The organism is Paenibacillus sp. PsM32, assembly GCF_030433815.1.
Classification (GTDB): Bacteria; Bacillota; Bacilli; order Paenibacillales; family Paenibacillaceae; genus Saccharibacillus; species Saccharibacillus kyungheensis.
The window spans coordinates 229,980-246,041 of the sequence record NZ_JARUWY010000002.1; the positions used below are offsets into that span (position 1 = coordinate 229,980).

Here is a 16,062-nt window from a genome sequence, read left to right on the forward strand (position 1 = left end):
TATGCGACTCAGTATGGATGAAATTATCAATGCAGTATGCTTGAATATCGCTGAACGCAAAGGACTGAAACCTACTGATGTAACGGTTCAACTTTCCTGGGAAGAAGATACTGGTTATACCGCAGAAGTATGGACAGAAGGACGAAGCCAATATTTAGTCGAAAGTAATCTGAACGAAGCGATTTTACGTTATATGTTCAGTGAGTATAATGCACGAGTATTTAAAGAACAAGTAGAATTAGTTATCAATGATGACGAAGAAGAAATTCAAGCGATCATTCACGATAACTAATGCCTACACTATTCATTTTATAAGTTCTATTTTGTAAAGCTTGCGAGACAGACTATCTGTTCAGTCTAGGATCGCAAGCTTTTTTTGTATCCAATCATAAGCATATCTTCCACTGATCTCATGAGCACCTTCAAAGATATCACTTGCAAATTGTTGTTCAGCATCATGTTGTTGATAGATCTGTTGTAGCTGTGCTATAGCTTTCTGAACACCTTGTATCGGGAAAATACGATCATGTCTCCCTGCTTCTACAAATAAAGGTCGTGGCGCAATCAGACCGATCCATTGTGGTAAGTCTGCATATAATGCCTGACCCGGAATATAGTTACAGATACAATGATGAATATGAAGAATACTATTCTGATATGTATTAGGAAATCCGGTTAAAACAGTAGCACGTATACGCTGATCTAATGCTGCTGTAAGATAAGCGATCAACGCTCCGCCTGAAAATCCCATAATCCCGATCCGCTCTGAATTTACTTCTGGCATATCGCTAACAATATCAATCACTTTGAGCATTTCGTGTACTCTAAAGCCAGCTAATGTTTTACCCATTAACAGCATTCGACTGGAAAGCGAATCACACGAATTAGCGATATCCGCATGGTTAGCCATATCTTCTGCCAATCGTCTTTCGCCAAATCCGATCACATCAGGAGCAATAGTAATCAATCCCCGATTTACTAACTGAATAGCATAATGCTGATGAATACCCGGTACATCCAGATCTGGCTTGCCATCAGGTAACAGTCCTACAATTTCGCGACTTCCATAGCCATGACCATGCACAGCAATCACTGCTGGAGCAGGAGTTGTAATCTGTTTGGGAATTAACACATACGCTGCAAAATAACTATAAGGTGAAGCAGAACATTCTATCCGTCTGCGAATATAAGTCCCACAATCTACTGTTTCCAGAAGTTTGATCGAATGATCATCTTGGGTAGCAAATGTACCGATTAATTGTGGTAATATGTTGCGTAATTGGGTTTGTTGCTCGATGATATTCGAATAAGAAGAAGCGTCGGGGTGATTAGATATCAGTTCTGTATACCATTGTTGTAGCAATTGATCTCCTTGCCATCTATTCATAAGTATTCCTCCTTTTCAAATGCACACGTTATCATTTTATAATATTCCCTTTTCATTTCTTTATCCCTGCATTGTAGATACTCTTATTTTTAAATCTTCTATTGTGTCTATGCAATATATACTATCGTAATTGATAAGAAGCAAGTTAATGATAGCTACTTTCTACTATCATTAACTTGCTTCTTCTAAAAGCATATCAAATTCTAACAAAATTGAAGTTCCTTTCGAACTGGTATGCACCATAATTCGATCGGCTGACGTATACATCAAAGCAAATCCTTTACCTAATGAACGCTTACTACTATAACCAGAAATTAATATCATTTTAGGCAATTCATGAATCGGAATACCAGAGCCTTGATCGGTAATATAAATTTGCAGTACGTTACACTTGCTATAAACCGACAATTTGCCATTGGCTGCGTGTTTGATCAGATTGGTTACACCTTCTGATACAGCCAGCTTGATATGCATTAATTTTTTCGGTTGATTGATTTTTAACTCTTCAGGGATATATTCCATCACTAAAGAACGACCTGAAGATACATCACTTTTAGTTATAATATCCATTTGAGCTAAAGGTAATCCCAGATGCTGTTCTATTTCTTGTTGTTCTAAGCAGATATCGATTTTACTTTTTGAAAGTGTTTCGATCACATCTTTATACGACCGCATAGTACTTTGATGTAATTGTTCACGGTATTCTAGCGCAGGCGTAATATCGGTTAATACGATGGCTACCCAGCTATTTTCAGGATAAAAATGAGCTTCAAATGTTTTGTTTTTACTTTGAATGACTTCATAAAAATTCTCGGACACACGAAGCGCATGTTCAGCCAATATTGCTAATTGTTCTTTGAGATTAGCATCTTCCATATCATGCAAACTATCGTTGTCTCTGTATTTAAGCAATACCGTACCACCTGTAAATCCGCTCATTTCTTTATGTTCTTCAATCGATTGGAGTTCCACATGGATCAAATCGGTTTCTTGCAATAATGGCTTGGTAATAATCAATTGTCGTACTGTAGTAATCATTTCTAACGTGATCGCTTGAATTAATTTGGGATCTAACACTTTACCAGAAAGTTGTTGTAATTGACGTAACACTTCCCCATCTTCAGCATAACGATTAAGCAAATGTTCTAGATGATTACATAATGCGATAATTCGGGATTCATAAGGGATATCGTTTCCTTTTAACCCTGCCGGAAATCCTTTTCCATCATAACGTTCATGATGATGAAGTACCCATTCTGCTGCTTTTTTATCTCCACTAATCGATAAAATAATATTAAAACTTTCTGTCGTATGAGATTGGTATTCTTTTTCTTCTGTTAAAGAGAGCGCTCCGCGTTTTGTTAAAATTTCCATAGGCAATAACGATTTACCGATATCGTGCAATGTGGTGTAATTGATCAGATCTGTTCTTCTTTTTTTCGGGTAGGCAAGTAGTTCTAACATGTATTGACAAAGAATACCTGTATTTTTGCCATGCCCTTCATTTCGCTGTGAGATTCTTAATTCACTCAAGCGAATAAATTCTTCAGAAGACTTCATGCGAATCTGCAATTGACGGATAAAGCCATGAGATAAAAAGATAATCAGTAATAAAAACAATAAAATGTAGACCGTTTCATACATTATATTTCCTAATGAGATATGTCTCAAAAAGTGCGGAACAATAATCGTACATAATAAAACAGGTACAATTAATTCTTTTAATTTAAGCACCATATCATTGAGAAAAGGAGTACCGATAATCGTAGTCGAAGCTCCTGCCACTAGCAACATATAGACCAGACTAAATACCAGTGAACCTAATCCTGCTCGTAGATATGTTGAAAATGGATCAAAAAACTCCATGACCTGATATGACAAATACAGACTAATTACACTTTTGCCCAAAGCAGAGCATATTCGAAATAGATTCATTTGCCGAATATCAAAATTCTTTTTACGTGCATACGATACAATCGTGCTAATTACGATCCCTAAAATAGCCGGGCTATATCCAAAAGCAAGTGCAAGAATAAGAAATCCAACCAGACTTCCGCTATATTCCTCACCGCTTAGTAATCTGACCGGAAACAGATCGAGTAAAACGATAAGAAACAAAATAGGCGCAATCGTAAATAATACAATTGAATGCCACTCGCGGACCATATATACCATACTAGCCAATCCTACCAAGCTGAGTAATATGGTATAGCCGTTCTTTTCTTTCATTATCTAAAAATTTCCTTGCCTAGAATCTCATCCAGTTGAAGCAATTCAAAAACTTCCATAACCTCCGGTTGAGTCTGTTCAATATACACATTACGCCCTAACTCTTGTAACACTTGTACCAAACGAATAATAAGACCGATCCCTGAAGAGTCTACAAAAAACACTTTTTCTAAATTTAATACAATATTCGTATACGGCGATACAGCCGGCTCAATCTCATCTTCCAATACATCTCCAGCATCTATATCAATATCACCTTCAAAATGTATTGTGGCCTGTACTTCATCTATGATTATTTTATATGCAAACATGCTATTCACTCTCCTACCATACGAATTGGCGATCATGATTCAATCGTGCTTTGACATTCAAGGTATCTTCTTTAAAATGATGCATTTTGGAGCCGATCTGTAAAATGGTTCCACCTAGTAACTTATCTACATGAATAACTGCATCTTCTTTGACTGTTAATTTGGTAGAATTGCTACCTATCGTTCCTGCTTCTTGAATATGCATTCCTTTGGCAGCATAATAATCGCCACCCCGTAGAAATCCGGTTACTTCTAGCACACCAGAGCAACGTAATTGTGTGTTATAACATCCTTTTTTCACTTGTACCGGTCCACCTGCAAGAATCTGACTATTCTGAATATAATGAAATTGTGCAAAAATATGATCCAATTGAGGTAAAACGACTCGATCTAACAGATAAGCTGTTCGTTTTACAAATCGTTCCAAATCATTTGCTGTTCTAAAATGACTCATCGCCACATTCAAAAAACCATTTTTAATTTCTTTAATATATTTCTGCCATTCTTCATTGATTAACGATTTGTGTTCTTCAGTGGTACGAATAAATAATTGTAATTGTTGATGCAACTCTTTAAACCGTCCACGAAATAACACATCAAGCAGAGGAGCAAGCCCATGTTGATCAATATCTGTTATTTTAAAAGCTGCTGCGCGGTTTAACTGCTCTATCGCTGTCGTCAAAAACTCGGTCTGTTCTAAAATCATTTGCAAAATTGGTTCAGCTTGACCGTAAAAAAGAAACAACTGCCCTACTGCGATTTCGCTTCCGATAACATTAGCAGTTACTTGTAACGACTGAGTCGCTATGATCTCCGCCATATTCACATTGCCTTTAATCTGAATATTTCCATCTGCTTCGACTTTCATCGTATCTTGTACAGTTCCATTAATATCGACATCGCCTTGAAAATGAATATTGCCTGTTTGTAAAGTAACATCTCCGCGATGGTCCAACTTAGGAATAATAGCAAGCTTAATATGGCGACCTTGTGTAATCACTTCTGGCATACCTGTACGTGTAGCAGTCACTTCTAATCCATCTTGAGATACTTGCACACCTTGCCCTGTTAACAAAATAACACCGGTGACAGGCGGAGCAGGTATAGATTCTCCAAAAATATTTAATCCGTTAATTCCTAAAATAGGAGGATGAACAATTCCTATCAAATCCCCATCATCTACACAAGGGAACTCTTTAATTTCACGATAATCGATCGTTCCATTTTCACGCATTTTAGGTTGTACTTTACGAGTTTTGGTATCGACTTTGATTTCAAAATGTCCATTTGTTCCAGCAACAGGTGGTTTTCCTTCTCCAATTAGAAATGTACCATTGACTGTTGTTGCACAAGCCCGCTTAACTTCATCATGATCCAAGCCGTAAATTACTTTTTGCTCAACCAATTGCTTGCGTACTGCTATTGGTTCGATCGGTATATACTGCTTCTCTTCTTCCGCTCTAAGTACCAATCGTAACGTAGGTTGCGCAGAAATAATTTTTCGGATAATGACATAGCCCACTTCGATATTCAAGTTGACCTTCATCGCTTTATCATCAATATGAAGATGCCAGACAGGTTCTACTATTTTATCTTCGACTTCATATCGTACAATATCGGTAGATGCTAACTTTACAGTCTCTCCTGCTATAATCGGCACATCATTAATCCAGAGATATACATTATCGGTTGTGCTAATAGTGGGTTGTTGATGCCCTTGTGAATGAAAATGTATCTGTCCTTCTTTTACCCATATTTTTCCTTCTGTTGCATCCATAGCAGGAGAAGCTACTGGCTGTTCGAGATGTAGCGCTTGCATATTAATGATCGTTTCAGCTTCTGCTACTAATATCGGTAACGATTCTTGTGTATCTTCTATCGTCTGCTCAGTGATTTCTTCTGTTTTCAAAGTGACTTTGACTACCGCTTGTTTGGAATAGAGCCCTAGCATGCCTTTAGCTTCACTCTCCATCACTTCAATGCTCACTTGTTGCTTGGTGGCATCGAGTAAAGAAAGTGCTTGTTCTACGGCTTCTTGCACTGTTTTGGCTCTAGCTATCACACTACGCTCCATCAGGGGTGCCTCCTCCATACCTTGCTTATGGTAACTCGATCGAAATAATACACACATCGTCTTTACGATGCTGAATCAAGCGTTCTAACTTTACAACAAACGCTTCATTTTCCAAATAATATAGACTTTGAGCATAATGCTCTAGCTTTTCAATACCAGCATGAATAGAGACACCGGGTTTTTCGACTAATCCATCTGTATATAAAACGATTCTTGCAGGAGTATCGTACGTCACGATAGCAGTATCCAATTTCATATCATTTTGAATACCGATTGGTACGGTGGTTCCGGTCAATTGTGTAGGATACTGGTCTTTGAGAAATAGCAATCCCGGCGGATGACCTGCATTAAAATATTCGATTTGCTTTCGTTCCAAGTCGATAAATAAATAGATTGCTGTAAAGTAAGCAGCTCGACGATTTTTACCAAACAATGCTCTCATCTTCTTGTTCAATTCTTCGCATACCAGATGAGGTTCTTTGACTACACCTACAATACCATCGAGCAGTGAACGAATCGACATACTGATCAGGGCAGCAGATATTCCATGACCGGACACATCGATCAGCAGTACACCACAATGCTGTGGATCGAACATTTTCCAATACAGCATATCACCGGATACTTCTGTTGATTGTAGGTAGCTGCTGTGCACTCGGATAGCAGGTTCATTGATCGGCGGACTGAGCACGCTACGTTGTAAATGTTTGGCCAATTGAAGTTCTTTGTGTACTTTTTCTTCTCGAACTTTGCGCGAATCCATTTCTTTTTTGAGTCGAATTGCAGATTGAACTCGTGCTAGCAGTTCGTAATCAGGCCCGCCTTTTTCGATAAAATCCATACCGCCTGCATTAAAAGCTTCTTTGAAATGAATCCGATCTGCGGTTAGAAAAATGATAGGCAAATCCTGATAAACGGTACAACTTTTAATAATGCGACAAGCTTCAATACCATCAATCCCTGGCATCACAATATCAAGTAAAATCAAATCGATTGCCGCTGCTTTACGAGGAGAAAGTTGATCTCGAATACTTAGAATATCAAATGCTTCTTGAGCTGAAGAAGCGGTCTGTATATTCTTGTATCCTGCTGCATCAAGTACATTTTGCAAAAAGACAAGATTAAGTCTGGAGTCATCTACAATCAATATACTCATGATACTTCTCCTTCAGAGTAGGTTTATATGTTTATTTTCGTCATTTTCTTCCATTTATGTGATAGGTAACGATTACAATTATGTAGAGTAAGCGATTGTATCAGATTATTTGGAACTTATTTTAATAAAAAAAGCCTACTTTGCTTGCAGCAAAATAGACTCTCAATATACACACGCATGATGATAAAGATGCTCATAATTACATATTTTTATTCAAATTCAAAGGATATTCGGTCTGTGATTGTGGCTGATATTGCTGTTCATATAAATAATTATCAAGCGCTCGATTATTTACAATATACGTATCTGCAATCATATCATGAATCCCTTGCTTATACTTGGTAAATCCAATAATAATATATCCTATACCTAGTGTGAGATTACATAATAATCTTAACCAATAACGCGCTACTGCACGTCCAAAACCTATACGTTGCATAGAACGATTAACAACTTTGATGCCGAGTAGCATTTTACCTGGAGTCGCTTGGTATTTAGACTTTTCAAAACATCCAAAATACAACCACGTTGTTAATCCTGATAATAATTGAAAAATAACAGGCAGTAGCGAACCTATAGATACTTCGCTCCCCAGTGAATCATCTGTTACATGGACAATACCGACAATAACTATACTCAATATAAAACTGATGATCAAATATGAAATGCTTAAAATAACGACATCTATTAATATCGCTGCGAACCTCTTCCAAAACCCTGCATACAGTATAGTAACCACTCCTAGATTAATCTTCTTAAAACTTATTTCCACTCTTGCTGATCTTTTTGTAAATAAGGAGACATCTCTGGTTGATTCCAAGATGCTGCTTGTTGCATATACATATATTGTTCCCAGTCTTTTTTGTTAACTACATAAGTGCTAGCGATCATATCATGCAATGCTTGCTTGTATTGTGTCCAACCTGCCATCATATAACCGATACATAAGATCATATACGACAAATTTTTAGCCCAATACCTTCCTGTTGCTCTACCGAAGCGAACCGGTTGAAAATAACGATCAACTACAATAATACCTACAGCCATTTTACCCGGTGTGGCGTGGTATTTGGATTTCTCAAACAAGCTATAATATAGCCATGGTACTGCCAATTCAACAATGGCATAAAAAATATAAAACATAATCAGAAAAGTGATATCTTGCGTAGTATATTCATATTCTTCTTTCAACCATACTCCATTCACAAATCCGAGGATAAACGGAATACCGAGCAAAATACACAGCCCAAATCCTATAATAAAACCATCAATCAATGTAGCCGCTGTTCTTTTCCAAAATCCTGCGTATCCATAAGTCGTTGTTGCTACTCCATTCATTTCATCTAACTCCTATTCATCTATGTATATTACTGCTAACTTTGTTATTTTATACGATACGATTTTAAATTACTAGAGAATCATAGAGATAAAAAATAAGCGCACTCTACTTAACTACATGTAGAATACGCTTATATGAACTATTGACAATAGATTGCAGTAATATGTTGTTGTTTTTTTAATAGTATAGAAAATAGTAGATCAGGCTTTGGCTTCTTATAGACTTAGCGCTGATTGATGCACATTTTCACGTAGCGCTTCGACTGTCGTCAATGGTTCATGACATACAAAGCCTTCACAGATATACGCAGTCGCTTGACTCTGCTGCATTCCTTTGTCTTGCAAATGAGGAAGCAACTCACGAATCGCTTCACCTGATGTACCATCAGCATGAATAATAAGAGAAGCAAATGGTAAATAAGCTTTTTGCACTTCTGCAATCATTTCTTGAAAATGGATATCTTCCACTTTCCCTGCAAGCACAATTTCTTGATTGCCTTGTAATAATTGCAGCCCTGCTAATAGTAACATAGAATAACCTGTTGGATATTGCTCAGCAGTACCTGTAAATGTAGTCACAATTTGTTCGGCATATTGACGTAATTCTATATCTTGGGTCACCGCAGCTAATTTGGCTAACGTCCATGCAGCCACAGAATTACCAGATGGCATTGCTCCATCATAGATTTCTTTTGTACGCGTAATCAGTTGCTCTCCATCTTGACCTGTAAAATAAAATCCGCCTTGCTGTTCATCCCAAAATAGAGTAATCAATTGCTCTTTGAGCGTTATCGCATATTGCAGATACTTCGCCATCCCTGTCGCTTCATATAACTCCTGTAAGCCCCAGATTAGATAAGCGTAATCATCTACATAAGCACTATAGGCAGCTTCTCCATCACGATAACGTGCAAGTAGACGACCATCTTCGCGGCGCATATGTTCCCAAATAAAATCTGCCGCTTTGACTGCTGCTTGTGCATATTCAGGCTTTTGCAACGTTTGGCTGGCTCTAGCAAGAGCCGCAATCATCATACCATTCCAAGCCGTTAATACTTTATCGTCTTTGGAAGGATGAACACGTTGCTCCCGGTAATCAAATAATTTCTGGCGAGCTTCTTCCAGATCGGTGCGTAATGCCAGTTCATTGAGATCACGTTGCTCCGCTATTTCTGCTGTCGAAAAAGGAATAAGGTTAGGAATATTGTTACCTTCAAAATTGCCTTCTGGTGTAATATCGTACACATTACAATACTTATGCATTTCTTCTAACCCTAACACTTCTTCAATCTCATCGCGTGTAAATACATAAAACTTTCCTTCAACCCCTTCGGAGTCAGCATCTTCAGCACTGTAAAAAGCACCTTCAGGTGAAGTCATATCACGTAATACATAAGTAAAAATAGATTCTGCAATATGTGCATATTTGGTATCACTGGTCAGACGGTATCCATCCAGATAAGCGATCGCTAACAGTGAATTATCGTATAACATTTTCTCAAAATGAGGAACTAACCATTTCTCATCTGTGGAGTAGCGAGAAAATCCAAATCCGATATGATCATAAATCCCACCACTGTACATATGATCTAACGTTTTGCGTACCATATTCAATGCTTGAGGTTCTTGATACACATGAGAATAAGCACTTAGAAACATTAAGTGATGAGGTGTCGGAAACTTAGGTGCTCCTCCAAACCCACCATACACTTCGTCAAAAGAACTTTCAAATGTTTTGTACCCACGATGTACAAGTTCTTCGCTGAATTGACCGGACTGTGTAATCTTCGTCTGTTGACGATTCATCCGTTCTACAATATCATCGCCAGATTTAACAATATTTTCACGATCTTCTGTCCATTTATCACGAATCTGAGACAGCATATCCATCATACCGATACGACCATACTTAGTCTCTTTTGGAAAATAAGTACCTGCATAAAACGGCTTCTGGTCAGGAGTTAGCAATACCGTTAAAGGCCATCCCCCTTGCCCGGTAAGTGCCTGACAGTACGCCATGTATAAATTATCAATATCCGGTCGCTCTTCACGATCGACTTTGATCGAAATATAAGATTCATTGAGAAGCTCAGCTACTTCGTCGTTTTCAAAAGATTCTTTTTCCATTACATGACACCAATGACAAGTAGAATATCCTACACTGAGGAAAATAGGTTTGTTTTCAGCTTTGGCTTTGTTAAAAGCTTCTTCTCCCCAAGGGAACCAATTCACCGGATTATGAGCATGTTGGAGCAAATAAGGAGACTTTTCTTGTGCTAATCTATTGGATGTATTACTCGTTGACATAGGACACCACCACTTCTAGTTTAGATTATATACTTGATATTATTTTACCCTAAATAGATGTGAGCAATCGGAAGAGAAGAAAAAAGCTTATTCCCTTCAAACTCAAATAACGCATACTTGAAAGCATTTCGATTGTGTTCAAGGTTAAAATCATTCTTTTTGAGCTTCATGGTTATTGTTTTAACAGTGGACGATTCTTCTTATTATGTATGATTATTATCAACCTCTGATTCGCTTGCGTATCTTTTGCTCATCTTTATTCGTTTACAAAGTGAAAGATTAGATTGATCTTTCTTTTGCTATAAATAAACTTTACTCGATCATAAAAATTTTAATATTTATGTACACATACTTTTAAATTATGGAGGGGTAAAATAATGGAAGTTGCTAAAGGGGTAGACATGCTTGAACTTGATTTTCACGGAAGCAAGATTCATCCTGTGCTTGTATGGGATAAAGAAATGGCTATTTTGATCGATACAGGATTCCCGGGACAAATAGAAGATTTACGCCTAGCTATAGAACAAACAGGTGTATCACTGGATCAGCTCAAAGTAATTATTTTGACCCATCAAGATGTAGATCATATCGGTAACCTTCCAGATATGTTACAGAAGCCTAATCACTCTATTACAGTGTATGCACATGAACTGGATAAACCTTATATTCAGGGAGAATTACCACTATTAAAAGATAGTCATCTTCAGAACCCTCCCAAGGATAAAGTAAACGATATTTTAGTAGATGGTCAAGAACTGCCTTTTTGTGGTGGCATTCATGTTATTCACACGCCTGGGCATACGGCTGGTCATATTAGCCTTTATTTAAAACAAAGTAAAACGCTAATTGCTGGTGATTCGATGTACAGTGTGAATGGACAACTCCAAGGAATTCATACCCCCACTACGCCAGATATAGATTCAGCTCGTCGCTCATTACGAAAATATTTGAATTTCGATATTGCATCTGTTGTTTGTTATCACGGAGGTTTAAGTAGTATAGAGGTGAATAACCAAATAGTACAACTGACTCAAGAACCCTAAAATTCCTTTTTTAATACATATCATCATAAACAAATCACTAGTACTGACGAAAGAACAGCAAAAAGAGCTTTATAGGATATAAAGCTCTTTTTTACGATAAATCTTCTTATATAATCTTCGCTACCTTCTGCGCCTGAATATCTAACACTTGAGCGGATGAAGCAATTGCAGTGAAAACTTCCATCGCCGTATTCACTTGCTCTTGCCCTTGTTTTACACTTTGTCTCACATCGTCTGTACCATTGGAAATCTTCTGTACTTCTATACTCATCGAATCTACACTCTTTTTCACTTCAATAATCGAATCTTGTACCATTGAAGATAATTTACGTACTTCTCTAGCGACGACATTGAATCCTCGTCCGAATTCGCCTGCATGTGTTGCTTCAATCGCTGCATTCAAAGCCAGCATATGTGTTTGTGAAGCTATTTTACGAATCGTCTGCACAATGCCTTGAATCTCTAACGCTTTTTCTTGCAAATCGATTAGAGTCGTTGTATTCACACTAGATGATTCTACAATTCGATTCATACTATTTAGTAATTCTTGACTGTGTTCAATCCCAGCGGAAGAACGAACATTAAGCGCTTGTGCTGTTTTTTGCAGATCATCTACAACGCAAGACAGATCACTTTGACGTTCTGTAATATTAGTAGCTACTTTGGTAACGCCAATGACTTCATTTCTATTTTTGTTCCATACCGGCATATAAGTGGCTTCTAACCAGATAGTATTACCATGCGCATCTCTGCGTTCTATTTTATCGTGAAATGTCTCGCCAGATAACAGACTATCCCAGAACTTCTCATACGCTATACTGTTCGCAAATTCAGGAAAACATAGATTTTTATGAGGCATACCAATCATTTGTTGAGGAGTATACCCAACAACTTCTGCAAAAATAGCATTCACATAAGCAATCTTACGATCGGTACCAAAACGGATAATAGCCAAATTATCTTGTAATGTGCGTATAACTAATTCGTCAGTAACCATTTCAAGCTGACTCATTTCGTTCATGATTTTCCTCCAATGTATGTGTAACATTATCGTTATTCATTGCTCAATATCACTCTATTTTACTGTATAACAAATATTTATTTAATGTGCAAATTTAACCAAATTAAGTATTCTTTATCTATATCGGATAAAAGACAAAAATAATAAATTTACAAAATAAAATAAAAAAGCAATAAAGTTAGGCTTACATCTAACTGTTATTGCTTCTTTAATATGATTTATATTTTTACTGCTGGTTTGGCATTTCCCATCGCTATTCCGATCTTTCAGTACTCTAGCGTCTCCGTATCATTCATTACATCATCGATGACTATTGTATCTTCTCGGGACATTCCTAGATGTTCAAGCAGATATCATTTTATTAACTCATGTTCATGGTGATCATGTAGACGACACCGTTGAGATCGCTAAGCGTAATGATTCTTTGGTAATCGCTTCTTCTCCCCAAGGGAACCAACTCACAGGGTCATAAGCATGTTGGAGCAAGTAAAGAGATTTTTCTTTAATTAGATTGTTTGTATATTGAGAAATTTTTTCGATAAATTTGTGCAGATATTATATTATTCCCCATTAAGATTGTTATTGATAATATAACCAAATGCGGAAGAAAAGAAAAAGACCTCCATTTAAAATATGAAGATCTTTTATTATATTTATAGAAAATCATCATATGATAGCAATGAAATTTTTCTAAACAATATTGAAAATGCTTTTGAATATGCTAAGAAGAAAATAAATTAAAAATTTTGATTAAAGCTAATTGATGTTGATTAGAATCTTCTTGAGCAAAGCGCTTAAGTACTATAGATTCATTTTCTGACAAATTAACTTTTATTATTTTTTTGAGATTGTCAATTTGTAAAACTGTTAACTGGCTCTCAATAACGAATTGTAAAAGAAAAAAACAAGTTTCGATATATTGTTTAAAGTTCTGACGATCTTGATAACTTAGAGGAGAACGTGTTGGCTTTCTTGAATCATCTGCCAGAATATTCAAATAAGAATCCAAACTACCAAAAGAACTTATGACTTTTGAAACTTCTACAGAGTATGAAGTTTCAATAGAAACTAATATACCCGATTTGAGCTTAATTAGATCATTTACAGTAGTTAATATTAATTGGTAATTCATTAACTGTTGTTGCATCTCTAATTGATCTGCTGACCGAGTAGTCTCTTCACGTTGCATTTTTAATTCTTCTGTCTGCATTTCAATTGCTTTTCTTTGGAGACTCAATTCATCTGTTTGCATTTCTATCGATTTTCTTTGTTGTTGTAATTCCTGCCGCTGAACAGAAATAGTATATATCAAGCCTGCAAATGCTAATCCAGAAAATAAGGCATTTATTGCACCAAACATATCTCCAGTTATTCCTCGAAAATCTTTCTCTACAAAAAAGTAAATAATTAATGCAGATCCAGCCCAAACTATAAAAACTGATAACCCTATTATAATTATTCTCATTTTTTTCATTATTAATATTCACCTATTTATAAACTTATTTTTCAGTATATTATATATTAATTCAGATCAAGACTGTATTATCAACTTTTAATAACATATTTATTTTAATCCCGACCCAAACCAAACTAATATTCCTTACGAAGTTAGAATGAATATTGAGAATAAGTTCTGTATCAACAAATTATAAATTCAATTTTTTACATATAATGTCTGCGTTCATAAATAAGTATACCCGATATAAGAAATAAAATACTCTAAAGGAGATTTTAAATTGAACAAAGAAAAATATACATTGCTATGGAAAATTATCGTTTTAATTTTTTTGATTCATCTAATACCTTTTAATGTTTCTCATGCAATTGATTCAACAGATTCCTCAGAAATACCTGTTACTGATTCGTTAACTGATATAATCAAAAATTCTATTAAATCAGTACAACTTGCAGATGAAAATGGCAAACTCAAGTCTGCGACTTATCAAATGGAATTTGCACGGAGCATTGCTAATTTTGATAGTATTGATTCTGTATTTCCAGATCGCTCAGGTAATAATATTATTGTTGTTTATTTTGATAAAAATAGAGTTGTAAAATTAGCTTCTTTTCAAGCATCCAACGGTAAATTTCTTTGGGAAACAACTCTTAGCAAAGGTTTCGTTAGACAAACAATTTATGAAGTTCAAGATAATGGGGAAATTTTCTGTACAACAGAAGATAAAAATAATTTTTATTTATATACTGTCAACGAGAAAACAGGAAAAATAACAAGATTTATAAAACAAGCACTCCCATCGAAACCATCTTTTTTAGATTGGAATTATTGGATTTTAAATAATAACGAATTATTGATGTCATTTTCTATGAATAACAAATCAAAATTACGCTATTTTGATCATAATGGAAAAGTAATAAGAACACAGGAACTATCTGGGATTTTAAGGGATGTTCAAAATAATAATCTGCTTATTACTAGTGGTACATCTACTAATGTTCATTTTAAAGTTCAGGATCTACACGAAAAAGTTAGATTTACAGGAGAATTGAAGGATGGAATGATTTGGGAATCATATCTTTTTCCAGACTTATCTGTTGCTCTTGAAACAAATATCGGAGGTATAGGAGAAAACACATTTCGATTACATAAATACAACTCAACCGGGAAAAAGGAATGGATCCACACTACCATTAATGCTTATTCTCCTTATAAACATATTGGAGATCACATTATCGTAATCACTCCTATATTATCTAAAGTTATATCTTTAGATAAAGGAAAAATTTCTAAAGTATTAAAAGATCGAAAAGATGTAAGTATTTCCTTAAAACATAAACTACTTTACTTTTCAGATAAAACTGTACGCATTGCTGATTCAAAAAAAATGAAATGGTTAGCTGAGATAAATTATATACAAAATCACAGCTATAATGCTTGGTTAAATAAACAACAGTTAGCAATAATTGATTACGACAATAAAGTGCTCGCTGTTATAAAAATTACAGAAAAATAATTTAAAAATTTCCTAATATCATATATTGAATAATCTCAGGAAATTTTTGTGTCTGAATAGCAATTATTTGAGCTAATAAAAAAATTGGTAAGATCTGTATAAATATTTTTTAGTTCTAAACCTTATAAATGGAGTAATAATTACTATCAGGGTAAAGTTCCAGCAGGTATGGTTGGAGAAATACTGGTTGTTCAAGACGATGGCAATCTAGTAATGTATTCTAG

General features: G+C 35.7%; 13 protein-coding genes and 1 pseudogene. 4 read left to right on the top strand and 10 right to left on the bottom strand.

All coding sequences use genetic code 11. The features are described 5' to 3' along the window. The first annotated feature begins 1 nt into the window (after position 1). Positions 2 to 292: a YxcD family protein gene (locus QCD85_RS06875; protein ID WP_273612687.1), complete on the top strand. Its 291-nt coding sequence runs from the start codon at positions 2 to 4 to the stop codon at positions 290 to 292. Positions 293 to 352: 60 nt separating this feature from the next. Here the strand turns inward: QCD85_RS06875 and QCD85_RS06880 are convergent, their stop codons facing one another. From QCD85_RS06880 to QCD85_RS06915, 8 genes are all read right to left on the bottom strand, one after another. Next, the gene (locus QCD85_RS06880) at positions 353 to 1,387 is read right to left on the bottom strand and encodes a dienelactone hydrolase family protein (RefSeq protein ID WP_301262075.1); all 1,035 of its coding nucleotides are present in this window, start codon (positions 1,385 to 1,387) and stop codon (positions 353 to 355) included. 171 nt (positions 1,388 to 1,558) lie between these two features. Beyond that, a complete protein-coding gene (locus tag QCD85_RS06885) occupies positions 1,559 to 3,616 on the bottom strand; it encodes an HD domain-containing phosphohydrolase (RefSeq protein WP_301262076.1) in 2,058 nt (685 codons plus the stop codon). Beyond that, on the bottom strand, positions 3,616 to 3,927 hold the full coding sequence (locus tag QCD85_RS06890; RefSeq protein WP_274172544.1) for an STAS domain-containing protein: 312 nt from the start codon (positions 3,925 to 3,927) through the stop codon (positions 3,616 to 3,618). Before QCD85_RS06890 ends, QCD85_RS06885 begins: the two co-directional genes overlap by 1 nt. A gap of 13 nt (positions 3,928 to 3,940) precedes the next feature. Then, positions 3,941 to 6,001 (bottom strand): FapA family protein, encoded by a 2,061-nt coding sequence (locus tag QCD85_RS06895; RefSeq protein WP_301262077.1) that lies wholly within the window; start codon positions 5,999 to 6,001, stop codon positions 3,941 to 3,943. A 25-nt stretch (positions 6,002 to 6,026) separates the two neighbouring features. Beyond that, the gene (locus QCD85_RS06900; protein WP_367317627.1) at positions 6,027 to 7,157 is read right to left on the bottom strand and encodes a PP2C family protein-serine/threonine phosphatase; all 1,131 of its coding nucleotides are present in this window, start codon (positions 7,155 to 7,157) and stop codon (positions 6,027 to 6,029) included. A 199-nt stretch (positions 7,158 to 7,356) separates the two neighbouring features. Continuing rightward, a complete protein-coding gene (locus QCD85_RS06905; RefSeq protein ID WP_307299052.1) occupies positions 7,357 to 7,929 on the bottom strand; it encodes an RDD family protein in 573 nt (190 codons plus the stop codon). Continuing rightward, entirely contained in the window at positions 7,920 to 8,495 is a 576-nt protein-coding gene (locus QCD85_RS06910) for an RDD family protein (protein WP_301262078.1), read from the bottom strand. The genes QCD85_RS06905 and QCD85_RS06910 overlap by 10 nt, the downstream gene beginning before the upstream one ends. Before the next feature lie 216 nt (positions 8,496 to 8,711). Further along, positions 8,712 to 10,802, bottom strand: coding sequence for a thioredoxin domain-containing protein (locus QCD85_RS06915; protein WP_301262079.1), 2,091 nt, complete (start codon positions 10,800 to 10,802; stop codon positions 8,712 to 8,714). A gap of 377 nt (positions 10,803 to 11,179) precedes the next feature. Between QCD85_RS06915 and QCD85_RS06920 the strand changes: the two genes are divergently transcribed. Continuing rightward, positions 11,180 to 11,845, top strand: a complete 666-nt coding sequence (locus tag QCD85_RS06920) for an MBL fold metallo-hydrolase (RefSeq protein WP_301262080.1) — start codon at positions 11,180 to 11,182, stop codon at positions 11,843 to 11,845. A gap of 106 nt (positions 11,846 to 11,951) precedes the next feature. Here QCD85_RS06920 and QCD85_RS06925 read toward each other — a convergent pair whose 3' ends face one another. Next, positions 11,952 to 12,866, bottom strand: coding sequence for a methyl-accepting chemotaxis protein (locus QCD85_RS06925; protein ID WP_301262081.1), 915 nt, complete (start codon positions 12,864 to 12,866; stop codon positions 11,952 to 11,954). A gap of 337 nt (positions 12,867 to 13,203) precedes the next feature. On the opposite strand from QCD85_RS06925, the pseudogene QCD85_RS06930 reads away from it, so the two are divergent. After that, positions 13,204 to 13,302: pseudogene (locus QCD85_RS06930) on the top strand (metal-dependent hydrolase); the annotation flags it as partial. 285 nt (positions 13,303 to 13,587) lie between these two features. Here the strand turns inward: QCD85_RS06930 and QCD85_RS06935 are convergent. Continuing rightward, on the bottom strand, positions 13,588 to 14,340 hold the full coding sequence (locus QCD85_RS06935; protein WP_301262082.1) for a hypothetical protein: 753 nt from the start codon (positions 14,338 to 14,340) through the stop codon (positions 13,588 to 13,590). A 262-nt stretch (positions 14,341 to 14,602) separates the two neighbouring features. Here QCD85_RS06935 and QCD85_RS06940 point away from each other — a divergent pair, with 262 nt between their 5' ends. Next, positions 14,603 to 15,838 (top strand): hypothetical protein, encoded by a 1,236-nt coding sequence (locus QCD85_RS06940; protein WP_301262083.1) that lies wholly within the window; start codon positions 14,603 to 14,605, stop codon positions 15,836 to 15,838. The last annotated feature ends 224 nt before the right edge of the window (positions 15,839 to 16,062 follow it).